The following is a 16,255-nucleotide window of genomic DNA, read 5'->3' on the forward strand; positions in this document are numbered from 1 at the left end:
CTATTGCTCCTTTTCAATGTTGGAAAGTGACTTCGAGGCCGATGGCACATCGCCGAAAGCCCAAGCGCTCATACAGGCGTGCGGTGTCTTCGGTAGAAATCCCAGTGGAGGCGCCCACGATGAGCGATTTGGCGCCGCGGATTCGGGCCCATGCCTGCATCGCGCAGATGAGGCGGGTGGCAGCAAAGCTCCCCCGGATCTTGGGGTGCAGGAAGAAACTGATTTCCTCTGCAACCAGGTCATCGCTCGACCAGTGGGAAAAGGAAAGGGCGGCGATGCCACCAAGGACCTCGCCATTACTCTCAGCTACGAGCAGGAGGCCGTCAGGGCTATCTACGAGGTACTGCATCAGGGTAAGGACCTTGGTTCGGTTGAACGACAGTCGGGACCAACGCGGCGACTCGGCATGCAGCATTTCGCCAAGCGCCAGCACTGCGGAAAGATCTTCGAGCGTTGCGGGGCGGATCATCGGTTCATCCAGTATCGGATTTGTCAGAGTTCGGCGGCGATGCCGCGCCGGCGAGCGGGGCTTCCGCCGTGAGCGATGGGCGTAGGTCCGGTCCACGGCTCGAACCTGGTCACGGAACCGCGGTAGCGCAGCGGGATGTCGCCGAGTGCGCCGTTGCGCTGCTTGCGGATCAGCACCTCGGCATACCCTTTCAGATCCGCCTTGTTCGGTTCGTACATCTCCGGCCGGTGCACGAACATCACCACGTCCGCGTCTTGCTCTATGTCGCCCGAGTCGCGCAGGTCGGACAGGATCGGCTTGCGGTCTGGGCGGTCTTCGTTCTTGCGGCTGAGCTGCGCCAGATGTGAATGGCTGTCTAAAACCGGCACTAAACGGCGGCGCGGCTTAAAGATGCGGAGCAACTCCTGCATTGCAGGATTGTCTCGAGGTCTTCTGATTCGATATTGAAGGTGGCCACCGGGCGCGTCGGAGCGAGCCCGTAGGGCGAGTGCAGACGCGCCCGGTGATGGGCATTCCGCAAGGTGGTGACGTCGCAGTGGGGATGCGGTAAAAAGGTTGGCTTTACCGCCGAAAAGAAACAGGCACGACACCGGTCCAAACCGCCAAGTTCATCCCGATGTCGTGCCCCACTCGTGCCAAGGGCGCGCGTGCCGAGCCAGTATGGCACGGCTCGTCCATCCCGTCGAGGCCGTTTCGGCATGACTGGGGGATCGCCGATGCCGGCCACGGGCCGCCTCTTTGTGTGCGCCCATTGCCGGGCGCAGGTCGTTGTTTGCCGCCGCTGCGACCGCGGTCAGATCTACTGCAATGGCGGCTGCTCGCAAGCAGCGCGTCGCGCCAGCCTGCGCGAGGCCGCTCAGCGCTATCAACGCAGCCGCCGCGGCCGCTTGGCGCACGCGGAGCGGATGCGCCGCTACCGCTGTCGCCAAAAGAAAGTGACGCATCAGGGTTCCGCCGCGCAGGCCGCCGATGCTCTACTGCCGCTGACCTTGACGACGCCGGCCAGAGCACCGGCGCCCGCTGGCGCCTCAACACCGGTGCCTGAGCATTGCCACTTCTGCCGTTGCACATATTCGGGCTTTGTCCGCCTCGGACCACTGCGTCGTCGGGTCTTCCGTGATGTTCGTACGACTGACCGCACAGGACACGACCCATGACCATTGGAGTAGAACTTGAAGCCCAGATCCTGCGTTACTACCACGTCGAGAAATGGCGCGCCGGCACCATCGCGCGCCAGTTGCATGTGCACCGCGACACCGTCCAGCGTGTGCTGGCGCAGGCCGGCCTGCCCAGGATTGGCAGCGTGCAGCGGCCGTCGCAGATCGACGCCTACCTGCCATTCATCCATGAGACGTTGAAGAAGTTCCCGTCGCTCACGGCCAGCCGCCTGTATGCGATGGTGACCGAACGCGGCTACCGCGGGAGCCAGCACCACTTCCGGCACATGATCGCGCTGCACCGGCCGCGCCCACAGCCGGAAGCCTATCTGCGTCTGCGTACCTTGCCGGGCGAACAAGGGCAAGTCGATTGGGGTCACTTCGGCCATCTGCAGATCGGCCGCGCACGCCGGCCGCTGATGGCCTTCGTGATGGTGCTGTCATGGTCGCGGCAGATCTATCTGCGCTTCTACCTTGATGCACGCATGGACAGCTTCCTGGCCGGCCATGCCGGTGCCTTCGAAGCCTGGTCCGGCCTTCCCAGGGTCCTGCTCTACGACAACCTGAAGAGTGCCGTGCTGGAACGCCAGGGCGATGCGATCCGTTTCCATCCGACACTGCTCGCGTTCGCGGCGCATCACCGCTACGAGCCCCGGCCGGTTGCCGTCGCCCGTGGCAACGAGAAGGGGCGCGTCGAGCGCGCCATCCGCTATGTACGCGAGAGCTTCTTCGCCGGACGCACCGTGACCGACCTCGATGAGCTCAACGCCCAAGCCGCCCATTGGTGTGCGGGACTTGCGGCCGATCGTCCCTGCCGGGAAGAACCGACGATCAGCGTACGCGAGGCGTTCTCCCGCGAGCAGCCCAGCCTGCTCGCCTTGCCGGAGAATCCCTATCCATGCGAACTGCAACTGGCTGTCAAGGTCGGCAAGACACCGTATGTGCGCTTCGATCTGAATGACTACACGATCCCGCATACGCATGTGCGACGCACGCTCACGGTGCGGGCCAGTCCCCGGCAGGTACGCATCCTCGATGGCACGGAACTGCTCGCCACTCATGAGCGCAGTTACGATCGCGGCGCGCAGATAGAGATTGCCGCGCACATCAATGCCTTGGTCGAACGCAAACGCGAAGCCCGCCACCATCGCGGACTTGACCATCTGGCTCGGGCGGCGCCGGCCAGCCAGGCGCTGCTGCAGCGCGCAGCGGAACGGGGCGGCAATCTGGGCAACATCACCACCCACCTGCTGCGGCTGCTCGACCGCTATGGCGCCGCTGAATTGCAAGCGGCGATCGAGGAAATCCTCGCCAGCGATGCGGCGCCTCACCAGAATCCGGTGCGCCTGGCGCTGGAGCGCCGGCGCGAGGCGCGCCAGGCACCGCCGCCCGTGGGTATCCATCTACCTGAACACGTCCGGCACAAGGACAAGCTGGTGATACCCCACCGCCTCGACATCTACGATCAGCTCACGGGAGATGCCAATGAACACGCCTGAGAACCTGCAAAGCCGTGCGAACGCCTTGCGCCTGCATGGGCTACTGGCACACTGGCCGGAGGTCGCCGACGCCGGCTGGGTGGCGCCGCTGCTGCAATGGGAAGAAGAGGAGCGCTCGCGCCGCTCGCTGGAGCGACGCATCCGGGATGCCCGACTGGGCAACTTCAAGCCCTTGTGCGACTTCGACTGGGCCTGGCCGACGCGCTGCGACCGGGCCGCCGTCGAAGAATTGATGTCGCTGGAGTTCGTCAAGGACTCGGCCAACGTCGTGCTGATCGGCCCGAACGGCGTCGGCAAATCGACCCTGGCGCTGAATCTGGCCTATCAGGCGCTCGTCCAAGGGCACACAGCGCTGTTCACCACCGCCGGCCAGATGCTCGGCGAGCTGGCCGCCCTCGACAGCGATTCGGCCTTGCGTCGACGCCTGCACCGCTATGCCTCGCCGGACGTTCTGGTCATCGACGAGGTCGGCTACCTGTCGTACTCGAACCGACATGCCGATCTGCTGTTCGAGCTCATCAGTCGCCGATATGGCGCCACCAGTACGGTGGTTACAACAAACAGACCATTCGCCGAATGGTCGGAGGTGTTCCCGAACGCCGCCTGCGTCGTCTCGCTGGTTGACCGACTGGTGCATCGTGCCGAAGTCATCGCGATCGAGGGCGAGTCGTATCGCGTCAAGGAAGCGCGTGAGCGGGCCGATCAGCGAGCAAAGAAACGCAGCGTGGCCCGGGCGGAGAAAAAGCCATCATGACGCATCTGCACCTGCCTTCAGGAATCACCAACGGGCTGGACTTCCTGATCCCAGACAACTGGTCCCCAGAACAGGCCCTCGCCGTCGTCGAACTCATCGACGATCTACGCGAGCGAATCTGCGCGCACTACCAGCTCGCACTGCATGACCTGCTGCGTGAGCAGCGCTCGCCCCCCGAGAAAAGCCTCGACGATCCGTTCTAGCCTGCACCATCCAACCCAAACAGCAAGGGGCCGCATGCGGCCCCTTGCTGTTGACCTTCTGACCCAACCATACGCCGCCATTTACTGTCGCTTTTACACCGCCGTCAACACCAGAGCCACCACAGGGACGTTCAGCTCTTTCGCCAGCGCCTTCAGGCCGCGCGAGTAGGCGCCGATCTGCTGGGTGCGCATCTTTTCTTCGCCGCCAGTCATCAGGCCGAGGTAGTCGACAATCAGCATGTCCAGGCCGTGCTTGCGCTGGTGGGCCTTGGCCTTCATGCGCACCTCGAGCAGCGTCAGGGCTGGCGAGTCGTCCACTGCGAAGTTGAGGCCGTCGACGTGCTGCACCGATTGGGTGAACCGCTGCCAGGCAGCCGTATCGCCCGGATCGAGCTGGCCGAGTAGCTTGGCCAGCGACGGCCCGCCACGGTTTGCGACGGCGCGCGCGACGATCTCTTGGTCTGACATCTCCATCGACAGGAGCAGGACGCTGTGGCTGGAGGCGATATTCAGCCCAATGTCAGTGGTCAGGGCAGTCTTACCCATCGACGGTCGACCGGCGACGATCACCAGATTGCCGCGGCGCAGGCCACCGTTCAGAGCCTTGTCCATCGGTTCCAAACCCGTCCGGATTGCCATTTCCCCGGAGCCGTGCGCTCGGGCGTCCACGGTGTCGCAAAACTCGGCCAGCAGCTCGCGAAGCATCTTCGGCTCCTTGCGCACGCCGATCTGGGCCAGTTTGGCCAGCATGCCCTGTGCGCGATCGAGGATCTCGGGGCCCTTCATCGGCCCCGGCGTCTCGACCATTTCCTGCACCTTCCGCGCCACTGCCAGCGTCTCGCGGAGCAGGGCGCGCTCGCGCACGCTCTCTGCATATCGGGCAATGTTCGCGGTGCTGGGAGTGCGGTGAGCCAGTTCGGTTAGATAGCCCAGCCCGCCAACGCGCTCGGCCTTGCCCTGCGACTGAAGCATCTCGAACACCGTCACGATGTCGGCAGGTCGATTGGCAACCACCAGGCGGTAGATCGCTCCGAAGACCTCGCGGTGGTCGTCGCGGTAGAAGTGCGCCGGCTCCAGGCCGTTGATGCGGTCCACGGCGTTGTTGTCGAGCAGAAGGCCCCCAAGGACTGCCTGCTCGGCTTCCAGGCTGTACAGCGCCCTCGTCTGCGGGAAATCGTCTGGTGTGGTCATGCTGAAGCGTCCTCGTGGTGATAGCGCCCCTCACGGATCTTCGTGAAGTTCTCGGGCTTGACGATCCAGTCCAGGCTGGCAACGAAGGGTTTGCGCCCCTCCTGGGTCTTGGACCTGCCGGTGAGAAAGTCGGACTCTGCGATGTAGGTGAAAAACCGCTGCCAATAGTCGAGGTTCTGGCGCTTGGCTTCTTCGTTCCAACGCGCGCGCAGGTTGGTTTGCCGTGCTTTCGTCCAGTCACGGATGCTTGGGCACATCGGCAGAATCTCGTGGTATAGCTCCACGATTTCGGAATGAGGGCATGCCGGCTTCTGCAGGCTGGCAGTCTTGCTGCCGGCAGGTGACCCGGCAGGGTCGCCAGAGTTGTCCTGTTCCTGTTCCTGTTCCTGTTCCTGTTCCTGATTACCGCATGCCTTCCCGCTAGCCTTTCCGGAAGCCATACCGAAAGCCTCAGCGAAAGCCTTCCCGAAAGCCTCGGAAAGCGCGCAGGTATTGGCTTTCAGGGATTCAAAGGCCTCTCGCTTGAGTGCGCATTCCGGGATTTGTGACCATTCCGAAGCCCACGACTTCACCACGTTTGGCGACTCGGGCTTATTGCATTTCAGGGCGTTTGGGATCCACACAACTTTGGCCTTCCAGTCGGCTTTCGCCATGCCTTCCCGAAAGACTTCCCGGAAGGCTTCGTCGAAGGCTTCCACCGGCCAATCCAGTTCCTCGGCGAGCGCGGCGCGTCCGGCGCGGAACAAACCCGGGATGGGGCCCGTGTGTGGGCCAGTCAGGAGGAAGACCCACAGCGCCTGGGCGGACGGCTGCAACGGGCTCAGCGCGCGGAATTTCTCATCGCCCCACATTCGCACTTCAATCTTGCGATAGCGAGCGCGCGGTGCTGCTTGCTGTTCGGAAGTAGTCGCCATCATTCCCCTCCCCACCTGACAATGCCCGGCGGATGCCGGTCAAACTCGGCTTCGCGCAGCATGTCCATCACCCACTGCAGGGTGTCCGGAGTGAGATCGTGGAAGTAGGCCCAGCAGTACCCGTCGTTCCAGACGACTGCCGGCCAGATCATGTCCTTGGTGACCCGCCATTCGCCGCGGATTTGCGTACGACGTACCGGTGGCCACCCTGGGCCACCGAAGCGGCGAGGGGTGGATTGAGCTTGGGGCGAGCGCTGGCCGGGCTGATGCCGGCTGGCGCTGGTCGAGATCGCGTTCATGGCCGACCTCACTGGGCGGCGCGGTAGTTCACCGGATCAGCGAGCCAAGCATGCACTTCCGCATTGCGATAGACAGTGCAGCGGTCGCCCATTTTGATTGGCTGCGGTGCCTTGCCAGCCTGCACGAGCTTTCGCCAGGTTTCCCGGGAGAACGGGATGAAGGGAGCGATCTGTCCGAACCGCGAGACCCCGTCCTTGGGAAGGATGGTGGGGGTTTGGCTCTGGTCTTTCTTCTTTGCCATCTTGCTTCCTCACTTGCCGTAGTTTGTTGGCGGTGGAAGCATTCTTGGCTGTTGGCAGGGAACTTAATATGGGCGACTAGAGTTCGTCAGGTGGGTTGTCGGCCTCGCTTGGGTATCCGCGCCTTGTACTGGTCCGATGCGATCTTTAGCATCCGGCGCACATGCTCGGCGTTGTCGAACACGAGTTTTGGCAATGCGATTCCGTCTTCCTGCTGCTTCTGTCGCCACTTACGAACCGTTTTCTGGGTGACGCCATAGGCCTTTGCGACGGTCGCTACCGGTGTGGCGTCGTCGATGCGCCCGTCTTGCGCCCACTCGATATACCGCAGGCCATCCTGTTGCAGGTATTTAGCAATCGGAGGCTCTGCGCCGCCCGCCGCGATGACAGAGAAGAGATCGGGCTTGATCCCGGTGCAAAGGTCCTCGAAGGCAAAGCGGAGCTCGACCAGCATTTCTTCCGGTATGGGCTCGCCTGACTTGAGCGCGCGCGCAAAGGCTTGCTGCATCGTACGGACAATGTCACGGGAGAAGGCGCCGGTCTCCAGGCGTTTCTCCTTCGCCCTGAGATATTGGTCGTAAGGTGATTCGCCATTGCTCTCGGCGGTGTCGGCTCGCGGCTTCTGGTCACTGGTCTCACTCATGGTCCTTCCTTGTGGAAGCCGGCATTCCGCCGGCATTCCTCGTTGCTTGGCTACCTAGTTGCGCGCGTGTAACCGCCAGCGTCGCCACGATTCGGCGTCGGCCGTGCACAGGTAGCCGCGCTCGGCGGCGAAGCCGGCGCCGGCGACGATCCGGCCCAGGCCGTAGTTGTCGACCTCCTCGGCGCGTGCCAATGCTTCAGCAAGGCTCAGGTACAAAGGCTTGCCATTGGCGTCCTCGAATTCGATTGTGGCTGGCCTGCTGGCATCGAAGGAGATGTTGTCGCCGAGCCATCGGAGGGTAGACGCCGATGGTCTCACTGCTTCGTTTGACTGTTCCATGTCGTTTCCTAGTAGTGGTCATCGTTGGCTGCGCTGCGCTGGGCGAATCGCTGGAGTTGCCACCCACGAATCTGCAGCAGTGCTCGCGCCCATTCCGTCGGAGTGAGTTCCCGCCAGCGATGCTCAGGGTGTGGCCATAGTCTTCGAACTCGAAAATGATCGATGTCCGACCAGTTCGGATTCGCGGGGTTTGGTAGGTCGGATGGGGTGTAGAGGGCGACGTATGCGGGCACATCGGCCAGCCGTGCCAGGCCCTGGAGCACACCCGCCGGCTTGTCCTGGCCGATATCTCGGGCAACTTCCACTAGCACCAGCGGCACTTTCCCGCGATCCTCATACTCGGTGAACACGACAGAGTCCAGGTCCACCATCGTCAGCGCTTCTGCCTCGTTCGGCGCGATGAAACGTTGGATAGACGGCGCCCGATGCCAGGCCCCATAGGACCTATCGCGAGTATGAAATTGCTCGAGCCTCATGGTCAGCTCCAAGAGAAAGGCGCGCCCGGCAATGGGGGAGCGCGAATCGCGGGTTATGTTGTGTGTTTCAAGAGCGTGGTCTTCAGATGGATTGCTCAGGCTTCGATTTCCAGCTTGTCCCTGAGTTGCTTCATGAATTGGCCCATCAAGCAGTAACAACCGACCAAAGCTCTGAATGCATCCTCGTCTCGAAGATTGCTGTGGCTGTAACCAACCGTCCCGTCGGGGTTGAGGTTGATGCTGATCGTTGTCAGAGGCTCTGGTGCCCTCTGGGCACGGTACTCGACAAGGCTGACAACATTGCGCGTCGCATGCGGGTTCATTGCTTGCTCCCAACAAGGCTTGAGAGTTCGCCCGAGATCGGGGCGAGCAGGGAATGCAACTGCATCGAGGCCGTCTCAATGCGATCCAGGCGATCGATATCCATCGATACCGCTGGTTGGGTAGGGTCGGTGATTTGAGTGACTTTGGGCATTGCAACCTCCAATTTGGGGTACAAGGCCTGCAGCCTGTTGAGCGCAGTAGTGAGGCGGCGGGCCGGACGGCGGGGTTGGCGAACCGGTACCTACGGAAACCGGCCAGCCCGAAGGCTGCCCCACCCGGCCCGCCATTGGAGAGGCGCGCGCGAGCGCATGCACGGACAAAAAAAGCCGCAAGAGCGGCAGTCCGCCGTAGGTAATTCAGGTCGCCAAACCCGGTCTTCTTTGTCTCGAAGACAACTGCAGTATATCTAATTGGCCGCGGTTTACAAGTATTTGCAAGCGTTGACCAATAGCTGCTGCCTGAGGCTAGTCCACTGCCTTGTAGTTCAGCGGGTCAGCAAGCCACTGATGCACGTCGCTGTTCTTCCAGACCGTGCATCGAGCGCCCAGACGGACCGGTGCAGGCGCCCGGCCATCGCGCGTCAACTGCCGCCACTTTTCGCGGCTGACCGGCAGGAAGGGCTGAAGCTGTTTGAAACGGGAGTAGCCATCGCGTGGCAAGGTCTGGGGCTGAGTGCCTTCAAGTGCCGGCACCTGCTGGCGCTCTGATACCGCTTCTTGGGTTTGACGGCCATGCGCTGCGGCGGCAGCGCGCCGCGCCGGCCTCTGCTTCGTGGTGAGGATGGGGCCAGAGGAGGTGTAGATCGTGTTCAGCTTCGGCATTCACGGTCGAGAATCGTGGGAGGACCGCGTCTAGTGGCGCGGGCGGTGCGGGTAGCGAGGACTGGTCTCTCACAACCTGCGGCGATTCTAGGCACGGCCTTTCGAGCGCGATGCAAGTCCCTTCACCTATTTTTTCTGGGGACAGAAGCTAAGAGACATTGGTGTCACGAAGCGTTGTTTTCCTGCCGCACGGAAAATTTAGGCGATGCTGTCTATTGCAATTCGTTGCGCAGAATGGCCGTCAAACCCAAGCTGGTGGCGGGTTTCGCGATCCCTCTATTTCCGTCTATTGTCCAGACGTCGAGGGGCGGTGCTAGGAGGGCTGATCTTCTATCGCTGCGAACGTCGTTTCGAACAGCTTGCCCGCCCGTGCATCCACGATCTTGCGCAAATGCGACGCCAGCATGACCATCTCGCGCGCTTCTTCGGCGCCGAGTTGAACATGTCGATGTGAGACCGGATTTTTATAGCTTCCCAATGCGCCCGTCATCAAATTCATAAGGGCGACCCTTTCCCCCTTCTCTTGGTCTTGATCAGTCAGCGGCCCGCTCTCCGGGTGGAAGGCCTTGCTTGCCAGTTGGACGCCAATCTGGTCTGCACCGAAACCGCAGGCCGAACGGATCGCAACTTCTAACGCCTTGAACGCTTCGAAGACCGCGGTATCGAACTTGCCTTGCAGGAAAAGCGGTCGAACATTTTCCAGCATCGATGGGTGCAGAAATTCGGGCGGCAGTTCGCGTTGGCTGATCATCTGACGGATGCCGCGGTAATTCCCGATTTGTTCTGCGCGTCGCGTCGGTACGTACCAGTGTTCTTGTTCGGGGGCGTGACAAATCAGTCCATTGGCCTCCAGCCACGACCAGGCAGTCGAGCAGGCTATGCCAATGTCGTTGCGCTGCTGGCCGTTGTCGCTATATTCGCGCATCGCGTTTAAGCAGAAGTTGTGCCGATTCCAGTTGCCTCGATTGTCATTTGTCACCGGCAGCAACGTCTCGAGCATGTATCCAGCAAGATCGGGAATCTCCAAGGCCAGAAGTGCGTCAGCTTCTGGGATGAGCTGTCTCAGTAAGGGCATGTTGTATTCGCGTAATTGGTCAAGAAGCTATGAGCATAGCTGCGATGCGCTGTCGTCCCTGGTCGGTGACGAAGACCGAGCTAGTGACGACTGTAGGGGAAAGGACTTTTATGCTGATCGCTGAATAGGCACCACATTCGCGCCGCTCTTTTGGTCGATATAGTTTCCCCACCACTGCATAAGCCGATGGCGCTCTTCCAACCGCTCGGAGTGGTCGTAGGCGCGGCTGACTTTGTTGCCGATCGCATGGCTTAGCTGCAACTCGATTGCCCGGTGATCAAACCCGCTGCGCTCGTTCAGGATGGTGGACGCCAGTCCGCGGAAGCCGTGGCCAGTCTGCTTGCCTTCGAAGCCCAGGCTCTTCAGCGCTTTGTTGATGGTCTCCGCTGAGATGGGCACCTTCCCGGGGTCTTTGGTGCCGGGGAAGAGCAGGGCATAGCGGCCGGTCAGCTCGCGCAATTCCTTCAGGATGGCAATGGCCTGGGTGCACAGCGGTACTACATGGGTGTCGTCCGATGCCTTCTGCTCAAGGCTGCCTTTCATCCTCGCCGCGGGGACGTGCCATTCCTGCGCTTCCCAGTCGATCTCATCCCAGCGGCCCCAGCGAAATTCATTGGTGCGAAGAAACGTCAGGATCATCAGTTTGATGGCCAGGCGCGTTTCCGGCGCTCCCTTGTAGCCGCTGACTAACTCCAAGAGGTGAGGGAGTTCGGCTTCCGTGACGCGCGGATAGTTCTTCGTCGGGGGTTTGGGGGCCAGGTGTTCGCGTAGCCCGACGCTCGGGTCGCGGTCGGCCGCGCCGATTGCACTCGCGCGCCGGCAAATACCCCCGCAGGCCTCCAGTGCCTTGAGGGCAATGTGGTGCGCCCCTCGTTGCTCGATCTTGCGCAGCACGGCCAGGATGAGGGGGCCGCTGATCTCTGAGAACGGCCGTTTCCCGATCTGTGGGTAGATGTCGTTCTTGAGGATGGCTGTCACGCGCTTGTCGTGGCTGGCGCTCCAGCCTTTGCGCTTGGTGCTGAGCCAGTCCTCGGCGACGGCTTCGAAGGTGTTGAGGGCAGCGACTTTGGCTTTCTCCCGCTCCATGTCGCGGTGCAGGGCCGGATCGATCCCGCTGGCAAGCAGTTTCTTGGCTTCGGCCCGCTTTTCTCGGGCTTCAGCCAGGCTGACGCCGCGGGAGTTCGGGAGGTAATCGCCGAAGGACAGCAGGTTCTCCTGCTTTGTGCCGGGGCGCTTGTACTTCATGCGCCATTTCTTGGCGCCAGAAGGGAGGAGTTCCAGATATAGGCCGCCGCCATCACGAAGACGGTTGCTGCCCTCCTTGTCGTACTTGGTTTGCCTGCAGTCCGCATCGGTCAGGGGAAGGATTCGCTTCGGCATTTCGGGCCATCAGAAGTCCATACCCCCAAAAATATACCCCATACCCCCAACCATACCCCGAAAAAGTGTGGTTATCGTTAGGTGACGATGGGCAACCGTGGGCAACAAAAAACCCGCAGAGCTTTACGCTGAGCGGGTTTCTGGGCAATGCTGGTCAAACTTTGGAATGCTTTTGGTGCCGAAGAGAGGAATCGTAAAATCGACGTAAGTCATTATTTCATCAGGAAATTCTCTCGTCACGTGCGGTCGGTGCCCCCAGAAGAGCCCCCACTTTGCCCGCCGGCCTGCGAGACGGAATCGATCAGGGCACGAATGTCCTCGACTCGCCACGCGACTGTAGCCGGTCCCAAACGTACCGGCTTGGGGAATTTCCCCGACTTGACACCGTTCAGCCAGGTGGTCCTCGAGACCGGAAAGACTGCTAGGACTTGGGGAAGCCTGATGAAGCCAAACGATGGGATCTCGCGTGCGCGCTGGCCGGGATTCTTGCTGTGCAGATCCTTCATTCGATTCCCCCGATCAGCGAGTCTTAGCCGCAGCGTCGCGGAAGAAACCGAGGTAGACACCGCGCGCGTAGCAGACCAGGAACCACGCGCTCACAGCGACGATGCCCCAGGTTTCCGCGCGGATGGTGACGTATAGCCATAGCGGCTGGCCGATCAGCCCTACCAGAGCACCCCAGCGGTGCTGGGCTGGTCGGCCGGTCAGCAGGTACACGGCTGACACGCTGGTCAGGAAAATCAAGATCTGGATAAAGGTCAGCACGGCGGCACCTCAATACGGAATGTCGTCGGAATCAATGCCCTCAAGAATCGGCGCGCGCGACTGCTCGGGCATGCGCCGCAGGGCATCCTGGAGGGCGTAGAGATAAAGCGGTTCGCGGCGAATGCTGTGCGCGGCCAATACGGAGGCGGCCTCATCGCACCAGTTGATCGCGTAGATCGAGCCTGGTCCGAAGGTGACGGTGTGGGCCGGGATAACGGCGCGCTCGTCGCCTTTCTGACCCGAGACGCAGTACGTGATCTCTGGCACGTCGATGCGAACAAACGTTGTGCCTCCGAAGGTCTGTTCACTGATCTGGCCTGCAATGCGAGCGTGGCCGAACAGTTCGATGATGGCGTACTGCTTTTGGGGTTGGTTTTCCATGTGGATCTCCTTTGGGTGGTGAAAAGTTATTTGCCGCGCTGGAAGACCCAGCACTTGACCGTGGAGCCCTTCGTCAGCTCGATGCCGCGAATGGCGCTGTTGACTGGTTTGATCTCGAGGAATTTGTGCCGGCGGCTGGCTTTGAGCACGCGCTTGAGGTCGCGCAGCAGGGGTACCTGCTGCCGGCGGTCGGTGGCGACCTGGATGAAGTGATTGAGGTTGACCGCGATCAGGTTCTCGTCGCGGGAATGGTTCAGCACGGGCTGGTCCTGACCGTCCAAGTATTCGAAGGCTTCCCAGAACTCGGTGACGATCGGGTGATCGCTGTTGATCGCCTCCTGGCGCTCAAAAGCCATCGTGACGATCTGCTCTTCGAGGGCTTCGGATTGCTCAACGGATAGGCCCACCAGGTCGCGCAGCGCCTCGCCCAGCGCCAGCAACTGCGCGTGGTTCTTCGCGATCCGTGTCGACTTCACCTGGGGCTGGGCCAACAGGAACTGCTCGTGGTGCGCGATACGCGCCTCCACGGTCGCCAGGATGGCCTTCTCTCGCCGGGCGGCCTGCAGGACGAATCCTGAGACCTGTTCGGTCGGAACGCTCTCCAGCTCGCGCGCAGCGGCGTAGCTTTCGCGCGTATGCGTCGATTTGTCGAAAGTGAGATGGACAATCCGCTGCAGAATTGGATTTGACGCGTTGACCTCGTTGTTCTGGCTGATGACGATCGCGCCACGAAAGGGGGGCTCGTAGGTCTCGTTGCCACCCGTGGCCACGCCGCGCGCGCGCACGCTGCGGCCGTTGTAGGCGGTCTTGAGCTCATCCCAATCGAAAGACTTAACGTGTGTCTTGTCCTCGCCGATGCGTTCGCGGTCGGACTCGATCAGTACGACCGGCAGGCCGGAAACCTGAGCGAAGTTCCGCGCCCGAGCCGCCAGGGAAGACTTCGATGGGTCGAAACCTTCGTAGTCACTGCGGCCGAACAGCTTCCAGAGGAACTCGATCAAGGTCGATTTACCCGAGCCGCCTTCGCCGACCACCTCGAGGAACGGATACGATTTCTGTGTCGCGCGGATCTGCTCGGCGAACAGCGTCCCGAGCCAGAAGGTCAGCGCGGCCAAGCCCTTGGCGCCAAAGCACAGCCAGAGCAGGTTCACCCAGTCGCGCCGGTAGGCCGATTCGTCGCGGTTGATCGTCAGGTGGACGGACTGGTTGAGGGATTTAACTGCGAGATTCCCGACATCGAAGTAGTCCTCTTTGTTGATGTTGAAGATCGCGCCGTCCTTTACCGCGAAGTCGCCGAGGACATAGCAGCCATGGTCGCGGCTGTAGCCGATGAAATCGACCGTCTCCACGCGCTTGATGTTGTAGAGCTGACGCTCCATCATCCGTTCCAGCATCTGGCTGGTGCCGGAGAACATTGCACCTGGGGCGATGCCGAGCAGACGCTTCTTGAACTCGCTGGCTGCGGTCAGCTGGCCGCTGGAGAAAGTGTTCTTGACCGGCGACGCATCGTGCGGAAACTCGACGCGGAAGTAGTACCAGCTCTCGTCGGTGAGCTTGTTCTCCTGGAAATAGAGCGGGCGCGGCACGCAGTTGGCGATCGAACGGATCGTGCTCGCCTTGTCCAGTGCCTGGTCGCGCAGCTCGTCGGCGGTCAGGCTGTGTGTCTCGTCGTTGCGCTCGATCTCCGCATAGGCGCGGTTGTAACGGTCCAGATCCAGCTTGAACCAGTACAGGTTCTTGCCGAACTCGAAGTCGAATTCCAGCCGCTTGCCGCCGCTGTGGCGGTAGATGAGCAAGCCCTTCTCGTTGGCGCTCTCCGCGAGCAGCAGGGCACCCTGGTAGCGGTATTCCTTCAAGTCGTCAGGCTTGAAGGCATCGCGCTGATGCATGTCGTTCCAGTCGAGCGCGACGTTGCCGCGTACCGGCACCTGCGCCGCCTCGTACTCCCAGCCGGCTTCTTTAGCGCGCGCGGCCCATTTTCGCGTGAAACTGCGGCCGGCGTTGTCGGAGTCGAGCGCCCACACCAGTTTGCAGCGCTTGCCGCCGCGCGCGGCGAGCAGGGCGTCCAGCGCCTGCTCGGGGTAGTTGTTGCTCGACATGGCCGACACGGCGGCGATGTCGTGATGTATCAGCGCGATCGCGTTGAAGATCCCCTCGGTGATCCAGATCTCCTTCACTGTCGTCACGTCCAGGGAGGGCGGCTGCCACCACATGCCGGCATAGCCGCTGCCAGGCTTGAAGCGAGCCTTCATCTTGCCGAAGCGCTTCGGCTGATCGATCAAGCGCTCCCACCACGCGACACCAAAGGGGAAGCGCACCGTTGCGCTTGCAGCGCCCTTGCCACCATCGGCATGGTGGTCGAAGAAGGTCTCTTGGGAGTACCAGCCGCGGATCCGGTCGAGATCGAAACCGCGCGCGTGCTGCAGATAGGCATCGGCTGCAGCGTTTGGGTTCGACGGCGCGGCGACATAGCGGTCGCTCCAGCGCTCAAAGAGATCCTTGTATAGATCCTTGACGTGCGCTTCGAAGCCGCAATTGTTGAGCCGGCCGCACCGGATCACCCAGGGATGATCTGCATTCGTGTACAGCTCCTTCTTTTGGCAAGAAGGGCAAACGCCTTCACGCAGCCATCGGCTACCGCCTGATGTTTTCTCTTTGAATGAGAACTCGGCGAGCAGACGCGATGTAACGTCCTGGTGCAGGTCGGGCGTCATCGTGCCGCTGTACCTGCGAGATTGTGGATAAAGAGAACGAGCATCTCGCCCTCTTCGACGCTCTTTGAGAGATACGTCTCGCCTGTCAGCAGGGATACATTCTCTTTTGCGGGTATTCCGATGACATCGAAGCGCGCGCGGTCGCCCATTGTGACGACGACGAGGCGCTCTCGCGTGAATACGGAGTCTTTTGCAGGCATTGTGGTTGAGTCAATCGAAGTCATTGGCGGCGAGTCGTTTGAGGTCCGCGCCCGAGCGGCGTCGAGCGGGGACATTCAGGTTTCTAAAGGTGTGGGCCGGTTCGGCAGCGAACTTTCGTTCCTTGGGTAGCCAACAATGGGCAACCACGGCGAGAGTGGCGAGCAGTAGTGGCGAGGCCTGGTCGAGCGGGACTGTGATACCCATCTCGCGGTGCACCCGCTCCAGGTCTTCGCGGCTCACGTCGTGGGGATAGGGTCTGCGGGGCGCGGCGGTTACCATCACCATTGCCCCATCAGACCGCCACGAGCATCCAGGATCTGAGCCAGGCAGTCATCGAACCAGATGCCGTGATCGCGGCAATGCAGCGAATACTTGAAGCCATCGATATCGCCATCGGCATCGTTTAGCTC

The 16,255-nt window shown here is 61.5% G+C and carries 22 protein-coding genes; 3 read left to right on the top strand and 19 right to left on the bottom strand.

All coding sequences use genetic code 11. From position 1 onward, the window contains the following. Window positions 1-13: 13 nt before the first annotated feature. Both A2G96_RS05690 and A2G96_RS05695 read right to left on the bottom strand, forming a co-directional pair. Window positions 14-469, bottom strand: coding sequence for a GNAT family N-acetyltransferase (locus A2G96_RS05690; RefSeq protein ID WP_062797534.1), 456 nt, complete (start codon window positions 467-469; stop codon window positions 14-16). Window positions 470-492: 23 nt separating this feature from the next. Continuing rightward, complete coding sequence (locus A2G96_RS05695) at window positions 493-879, bottom strand: DnaB-like helicase C-terminal domain-containing protein (RefSeq protein ID WP_082818857.1); 387 nt, start codon at window positions 877-879, stop codon at window positions 493-495. 743 nt (window positions 880-1,622) lie between these two features. Here A2G96_RS05695 and istA point away from each other — a divergent pair. The 3 genes from istA to A2G96_RS05710 are packed head-to-tail and all read left to right on the top strand — an operon-like array spanning window position 1,623 to window position 4,082. Then, complete coding sequence (gene istA / locus A2G96_RS05700) at window positions 1,623-3,125, top strand: IS21 family transposase (RefSeq protein ID WP_062797539.1); 1,503 nt, start codon at window positions 1,623-1,625, stop codon at window positions 3,123-3,125. Continuing rightward, a complete protein-coding gene (gene istB, locus A2G96_RS05705) occupies window positions 3,112-3,879 on the top strand; it encodes an IS21-like element helper ATPase IstB (RefSeq protein ID WP_062797542.1) in 768 nt (255 codons plus the stop codon). Before istA ends, istB begins: the two co-directional genes overlap by 14 nt. Next, a complete protein-coding gene (locus A2G96_RS05710; protein ID WP_062797544.1) occupies window positions 3,876-4,082 on the top strand; it encodes a hypothetical protein in 207 nt (68 codons plus the stop codon). Before istB ends, A2G96_RS05710 begins: the two co-directional genes overlap by 4 nt. Window positions 4,083-4,175: 93 nt before the next feature. On the opposite strand, the gene A2G96_RS05715 is transcribed toward A2G96_RS05710, so the two are convergent. The 17 genes from A2G96_RS05715 to A2G96_RS33060 all read right to left on the bottom strand — a co-directional run bounded on the left by A2G96_RS05715 (window position 4,176) and on the right by A2G96_RS33060 (window position 15,919). Then, window positions 4,176-5,273 (bottom strand): replicative DNA helicase, encoded by a 1,098-nt coding sequence (locus tag A2G96_RS05715; protein WP_062797545.1) that lies wholly within the window; start codon window positions 5,271-5,273, stop codon window positions 4,176-4,178. Continuing rightward, window positions 5,270-6,190 (bottom strand): hypothetical protein, encoded by a 921-nt coding sequence (locus A2G96_RS05720; protein WP_231909618.1) that lies wholly within the window; start codon window positions 6,188-6,190, stop codon window positions 5,270-5,272. Before A2G96_RS05720 ends, A2G96_RS05715 begins: the two co-directional genes overlap by 4 nt. Beyond that, window positions 6,187-6,486, bottom strand: a complete 300-nt coding sequence (locus A2G96_RS33055; RefSeq protein WP_150124058.1) for a hypothetical protein — start codon at window positions 6,484-6,486, stop codon at window positions 6,187-6,189. Before A2G96_RS33055 ends, A2G96_RS05720 begins: the two co-directional genes overlap by 4 nt. Window positions 6,487-6,494: 8 nt before the next feature. Then, on the bottom strand, window positions 6,495-6,728 hold the full coding sequence (locus A2G96_RS05725) for a helix-turn-helix transcriptional regulator (RefSeq protein ID WP_062797548.1): 234 nt from the start codon (window positions 6,726-6,728) through the stop codon (window positions 6,495-6,497). An 86-nt stretch (window positions 6,729-6,814) separates the two neighbouring features. Beyond that, window positions 6,815-7,369: a hypothetical protein gene (locus A2G96_RS05730; protein ID WP_062797550.1), complete on the bottom strand. Its 555-nt coding sequence runs from the start codon at window positions 7,367-7,369 to the stop codon at window positions 6,815-6,817. Window positions 7,370-7,423: 54 nt separating this feature from the next. After that, window positions 7,424-7,708: a hypothetical protein gene (locus tag A2G96_RS05735; RefSeq protein ID WP_062797552.1), complete on the bottom strand. Its 285-nt coding sequence runs from the start codon at window positions 7,706-7,708 to the stop codon at window positions 7,424-7,426. 8 nt (window positions 7,709-7,716) lie between these two features. Continuing rightward, window positions 7,717-8,184, bottom strand: coding sequence for a hypothetical protein (locus A2G96_RS05740; RefSeq protein WP_062797553.1), 468 nt, complete (start codon window positions 8,182-8,184; stop codon window positions 7,717-7,719). Window positions 8,185-8,279: 95 nt separating this feature from the next. Further along, entirely contained in the window at window positions 8,280-8,507 is a 228-nt protein-coding gene (locus A2G96_RS05745; RefSeq protein WP_062797556.1) for a hypothetical protein, read from the bottom strand. Then, on the bottom strand, window positions 8,504-8,659 hold the full coding sequence (locus tag A2G96_RS33675; protein ID WP_154676075.1) for a hypothetical protein: 156 nt from the start codon (window positions 8,657-8,659) through the stop codon (window positions 8,504-8,506). The genes A2G96_RS05745 and A2G96_RS33675 overlap by 4 nt, the downstream gene beginning before the upstream one ends. 313 nt (window positions 8,660-8,972) lie before the next feature. Continuing rightward, complete coding sequence (locus A2G96_RS32230) at window positions 8,973-9,329, bottom strand: helix-turn-helix transcriptional regulator (protein ID WP_082818858.1); 357 nt, start codon at window positions 9,327-9,329, stop codon at window positions 8,973-8,975. Between the two features lie 313 nt (window positions 9,330-9,642). Next, window positions 9,643-10,404: a TIGR02391 family protein gene (locus tag A2G96_RS05755; protein ID WP_062797561.1), complete on the bottom strand. Its 762-nt coding sequence runs from the start codon at window positions 10,402-10,404 to the stop codon at window positions 9,643-9,645. 108 nt (window positions 10,405-10,512) lie between these two features. Next, complete coding sequence (locus tag A2G96_RS05760) at window positions 10,513-11,784, bottom strand: tyrosine-type recombinase/integrase (protein WP_062797563.1); 1,272 nt, start codon at window positions 11,782-11,784, stop codon at window positions 10,513-10,515. A 236-nt stretch (window positions 11,785-12,020) separates the two neighbouring features. Continuing rightward, on the bottom strand, window positions 12,021-12,290 hold the full coding sequence (locus tag A2G96_RS32235) for a helix-turn-helix transcriptional regulator (RefSeq protein WP_082818859.1): 270 nt from the start codon (window positions 12,288-12,290) through the stop codon (window positions 12,021-12,023). A gap of 13 nt (window positions 12,291-12,303) precedes the next feature. Beyond that, window positions 12,304-12,549, bottom strand: a complete 246-nt coding sequence (locus A2G96_RS05765) for a hypothetical protein (protein ID WP_062797565.1) — start codon at window positions 12,547-12,549, stop codon at window positions 12,304-12,306. 9 nt (window positions 12,550-12,558) lie between these two features. Beyond that, the gene (locus A2G96_RS05770; protein ID WP_062797568.1) at window positions 12,559-12,930 is read right to left on the bottom strand and encodes a hypothetical protein; all 372 of its coding nucleotides are present in this window, start codon (window positions 12,928-12,930) and stop codon (window positions 12,559-12,561) included. Between the two features lie 26 nt (window positions 12,931-12,956). Next, window positions 12,957-15,644 (bottom strand): toprim domain-containing protein, encoded by a 2,688-nt coding sequence (locus A2G96_RS05775; RefSeq protein ID WP_062797570.1) that lies wholly within the window; start codon window positions 15,642-15,644, stop codon window positions 12,957-12,959. Continuing rightward, on the bottom strand, window positions 15,641-15,919 hold the full coding sequence (locus A2G96_RS33060; protein WP_150124059.1) for a hypothetical protein: 279 nt from the start codon (window positions 15,917-15,919) through the stop codon (window positions 15,641-15,643). Before A2G96_RS33060 ends, A2G96_RS05775 begins: the two co-directional genes overlap by 4 nt. Window positions 15,920-16,255: the final 336 nt, after the last annotated feature.

The sequence above is a fragment of the Cupriavidus nantongensis genome, assembly GCF_001598055.1.
GTDB classification, from domain to species: Bacteria; Pseudomonadota; Gammaproteobacteria; order Burkholderiales; family Burkholderiaceae; genus Cupriavidus; species Cupriavidus nantongensis.

Coding starts and splice junctions, on each gene's coding strand:
- A2G96_RS05690 (WP_062797534.1), bottom strand. CDS start 469: ATGATCCGCCCCGCAACGCTCGAAGATCTTTCCGCAGTGCTGGCGCTT.
- A2G96_RS05695 (WP_082818857.1), bottom strand. CDS start 879: ATGCAGGAGTTGCTCCGCATCTTTAAGCCGCGCCGCCGTTTAGTGCCG.
- istA (WP_062797539.1), top strand. CDS start 1,623: ATGACCATTGGAGTAGAACTTGAAGCCCAGATCCTGCGTTACTACCAC.
- istB (WP_062797542.1), top strand. CDS start 3,112: ATGAACACGCCTGAGAACCTGCAAAGCCGTGCGAACGCCTTGCGCCTG.
- A2G96_RS05710 (WP_062797544.1), top strand. CDS start 3,876: ATGACGCATCTGCACCTGCCTTCAGGAATCACCAACGGGCTGGACTTC.
- A2G96_RS05715 (WP_062797545.1), bottom strand. CDS start 5,273: ATGACCACACCAGACGATTTCCCGCAGACGAGGGCGCTGTACAGCCTG.
- A2G96_RS05720 (WP_231909618.1), bottom strand. CDS start 6,190: ATGATGGCGACTACTTCCGAACAGCAAGCAGCACCGCGCGCTCGCTAT.
- A2G96_RS33055 (WP_150124058.1), bottom strand. CDS start 6,486: ATGAACGCGATCTCGACCAGCGCCAGCCGGCATCAGCCCGGCCAGCGC.
- A2G96_RS05725 (WP_062797548.1), bottom strand. CDS start 6,728: ATGGCAAAGAAGAAAGACCAGAGCCAAACCCCCACCATCCTTCCCAAG.
- A2G96_RS05730 (WP_062797550.1), bottom strand. CDS start 7,369: ATGAGTGAGACCAGTGACCAGAAGCCGCGAGCCGACACCGCCGAGAGC.
- A2G96_RS05735 (WP_062797552.1), bottom strand. CDS start 7,708: ATGGAACAGTCAAACGAAGCAGTGAGACCATCGGCGTCTACCCTCCGA.
- A2G96_RS05740 (WP_062797553.1), bottom strand. CDS start 8,184: ATGAGGCTCGAGCAATTTCATACTCGCGATAGGTCCTATGGGGCCTGG.
- A2G96_RS05745 (WP_062797556.1), bottom strand. CDS start 8,507: ATGAACCCGCATGCGACGCGCAATGTTGTCAGCCTTGTCGAGTACCGT.
- A2G96_RS33675 (WP_154676075.1), bottom strand. CDS start 8,659: ATGCCCAAAGTCACTCAAATCACCGACCCTACCCAACCAGCGGTATCG.
- A2G96_RS32230 (WP_082818858.1), bottom strand. CDS start 9,329: ATGCCGAAGCTGAACACGATCTACACCTCCTCTGGCCCCATCCTCACC.
- A2G96_RS05755 (WP_062797561.1), bottom strand. CDS start 10,404: ATGCCCTTACTGAGACAGCTCATCCCAGAAGCTGACGCACTTCTGGCC.
- A2G96_RS05760 (WP_062797563.1), bottom strand. CDS start 11,784: ATGCCGAAGCGAATCCTTCCCCTGACCGATGCGGACTGCAGGCAAACC.
- A2G96_RS32235 (WP_082818859.1), bottom strand. CDS start 12,290: ATGAAGGATCTGCACAGCAAGAATCCCGGCCAGCGCGCACGCGAGATC.
- A2G96_RS05770 (WP_062797568.1), bottom strand. CDS start 12,930: ATGGAAAACCAACCCCAAAAGCAGTACGCCATCATCGAACTGTTCGGC.
- A2G96_RS05775 (WP_062797570.1), bottom strand. CDS start 15,644: ATGACGCCCGACCTGCACCAGGACGTTACATCGCGTCTGCTCGCCGAG.
- A2G96_RS33060 (WP_150124059.1), bottom strand. CDS start 15,919: ATGTCCCCGCTCGACGCCGCTCGGGCGCGGACCTCAAACGACTCGCCG.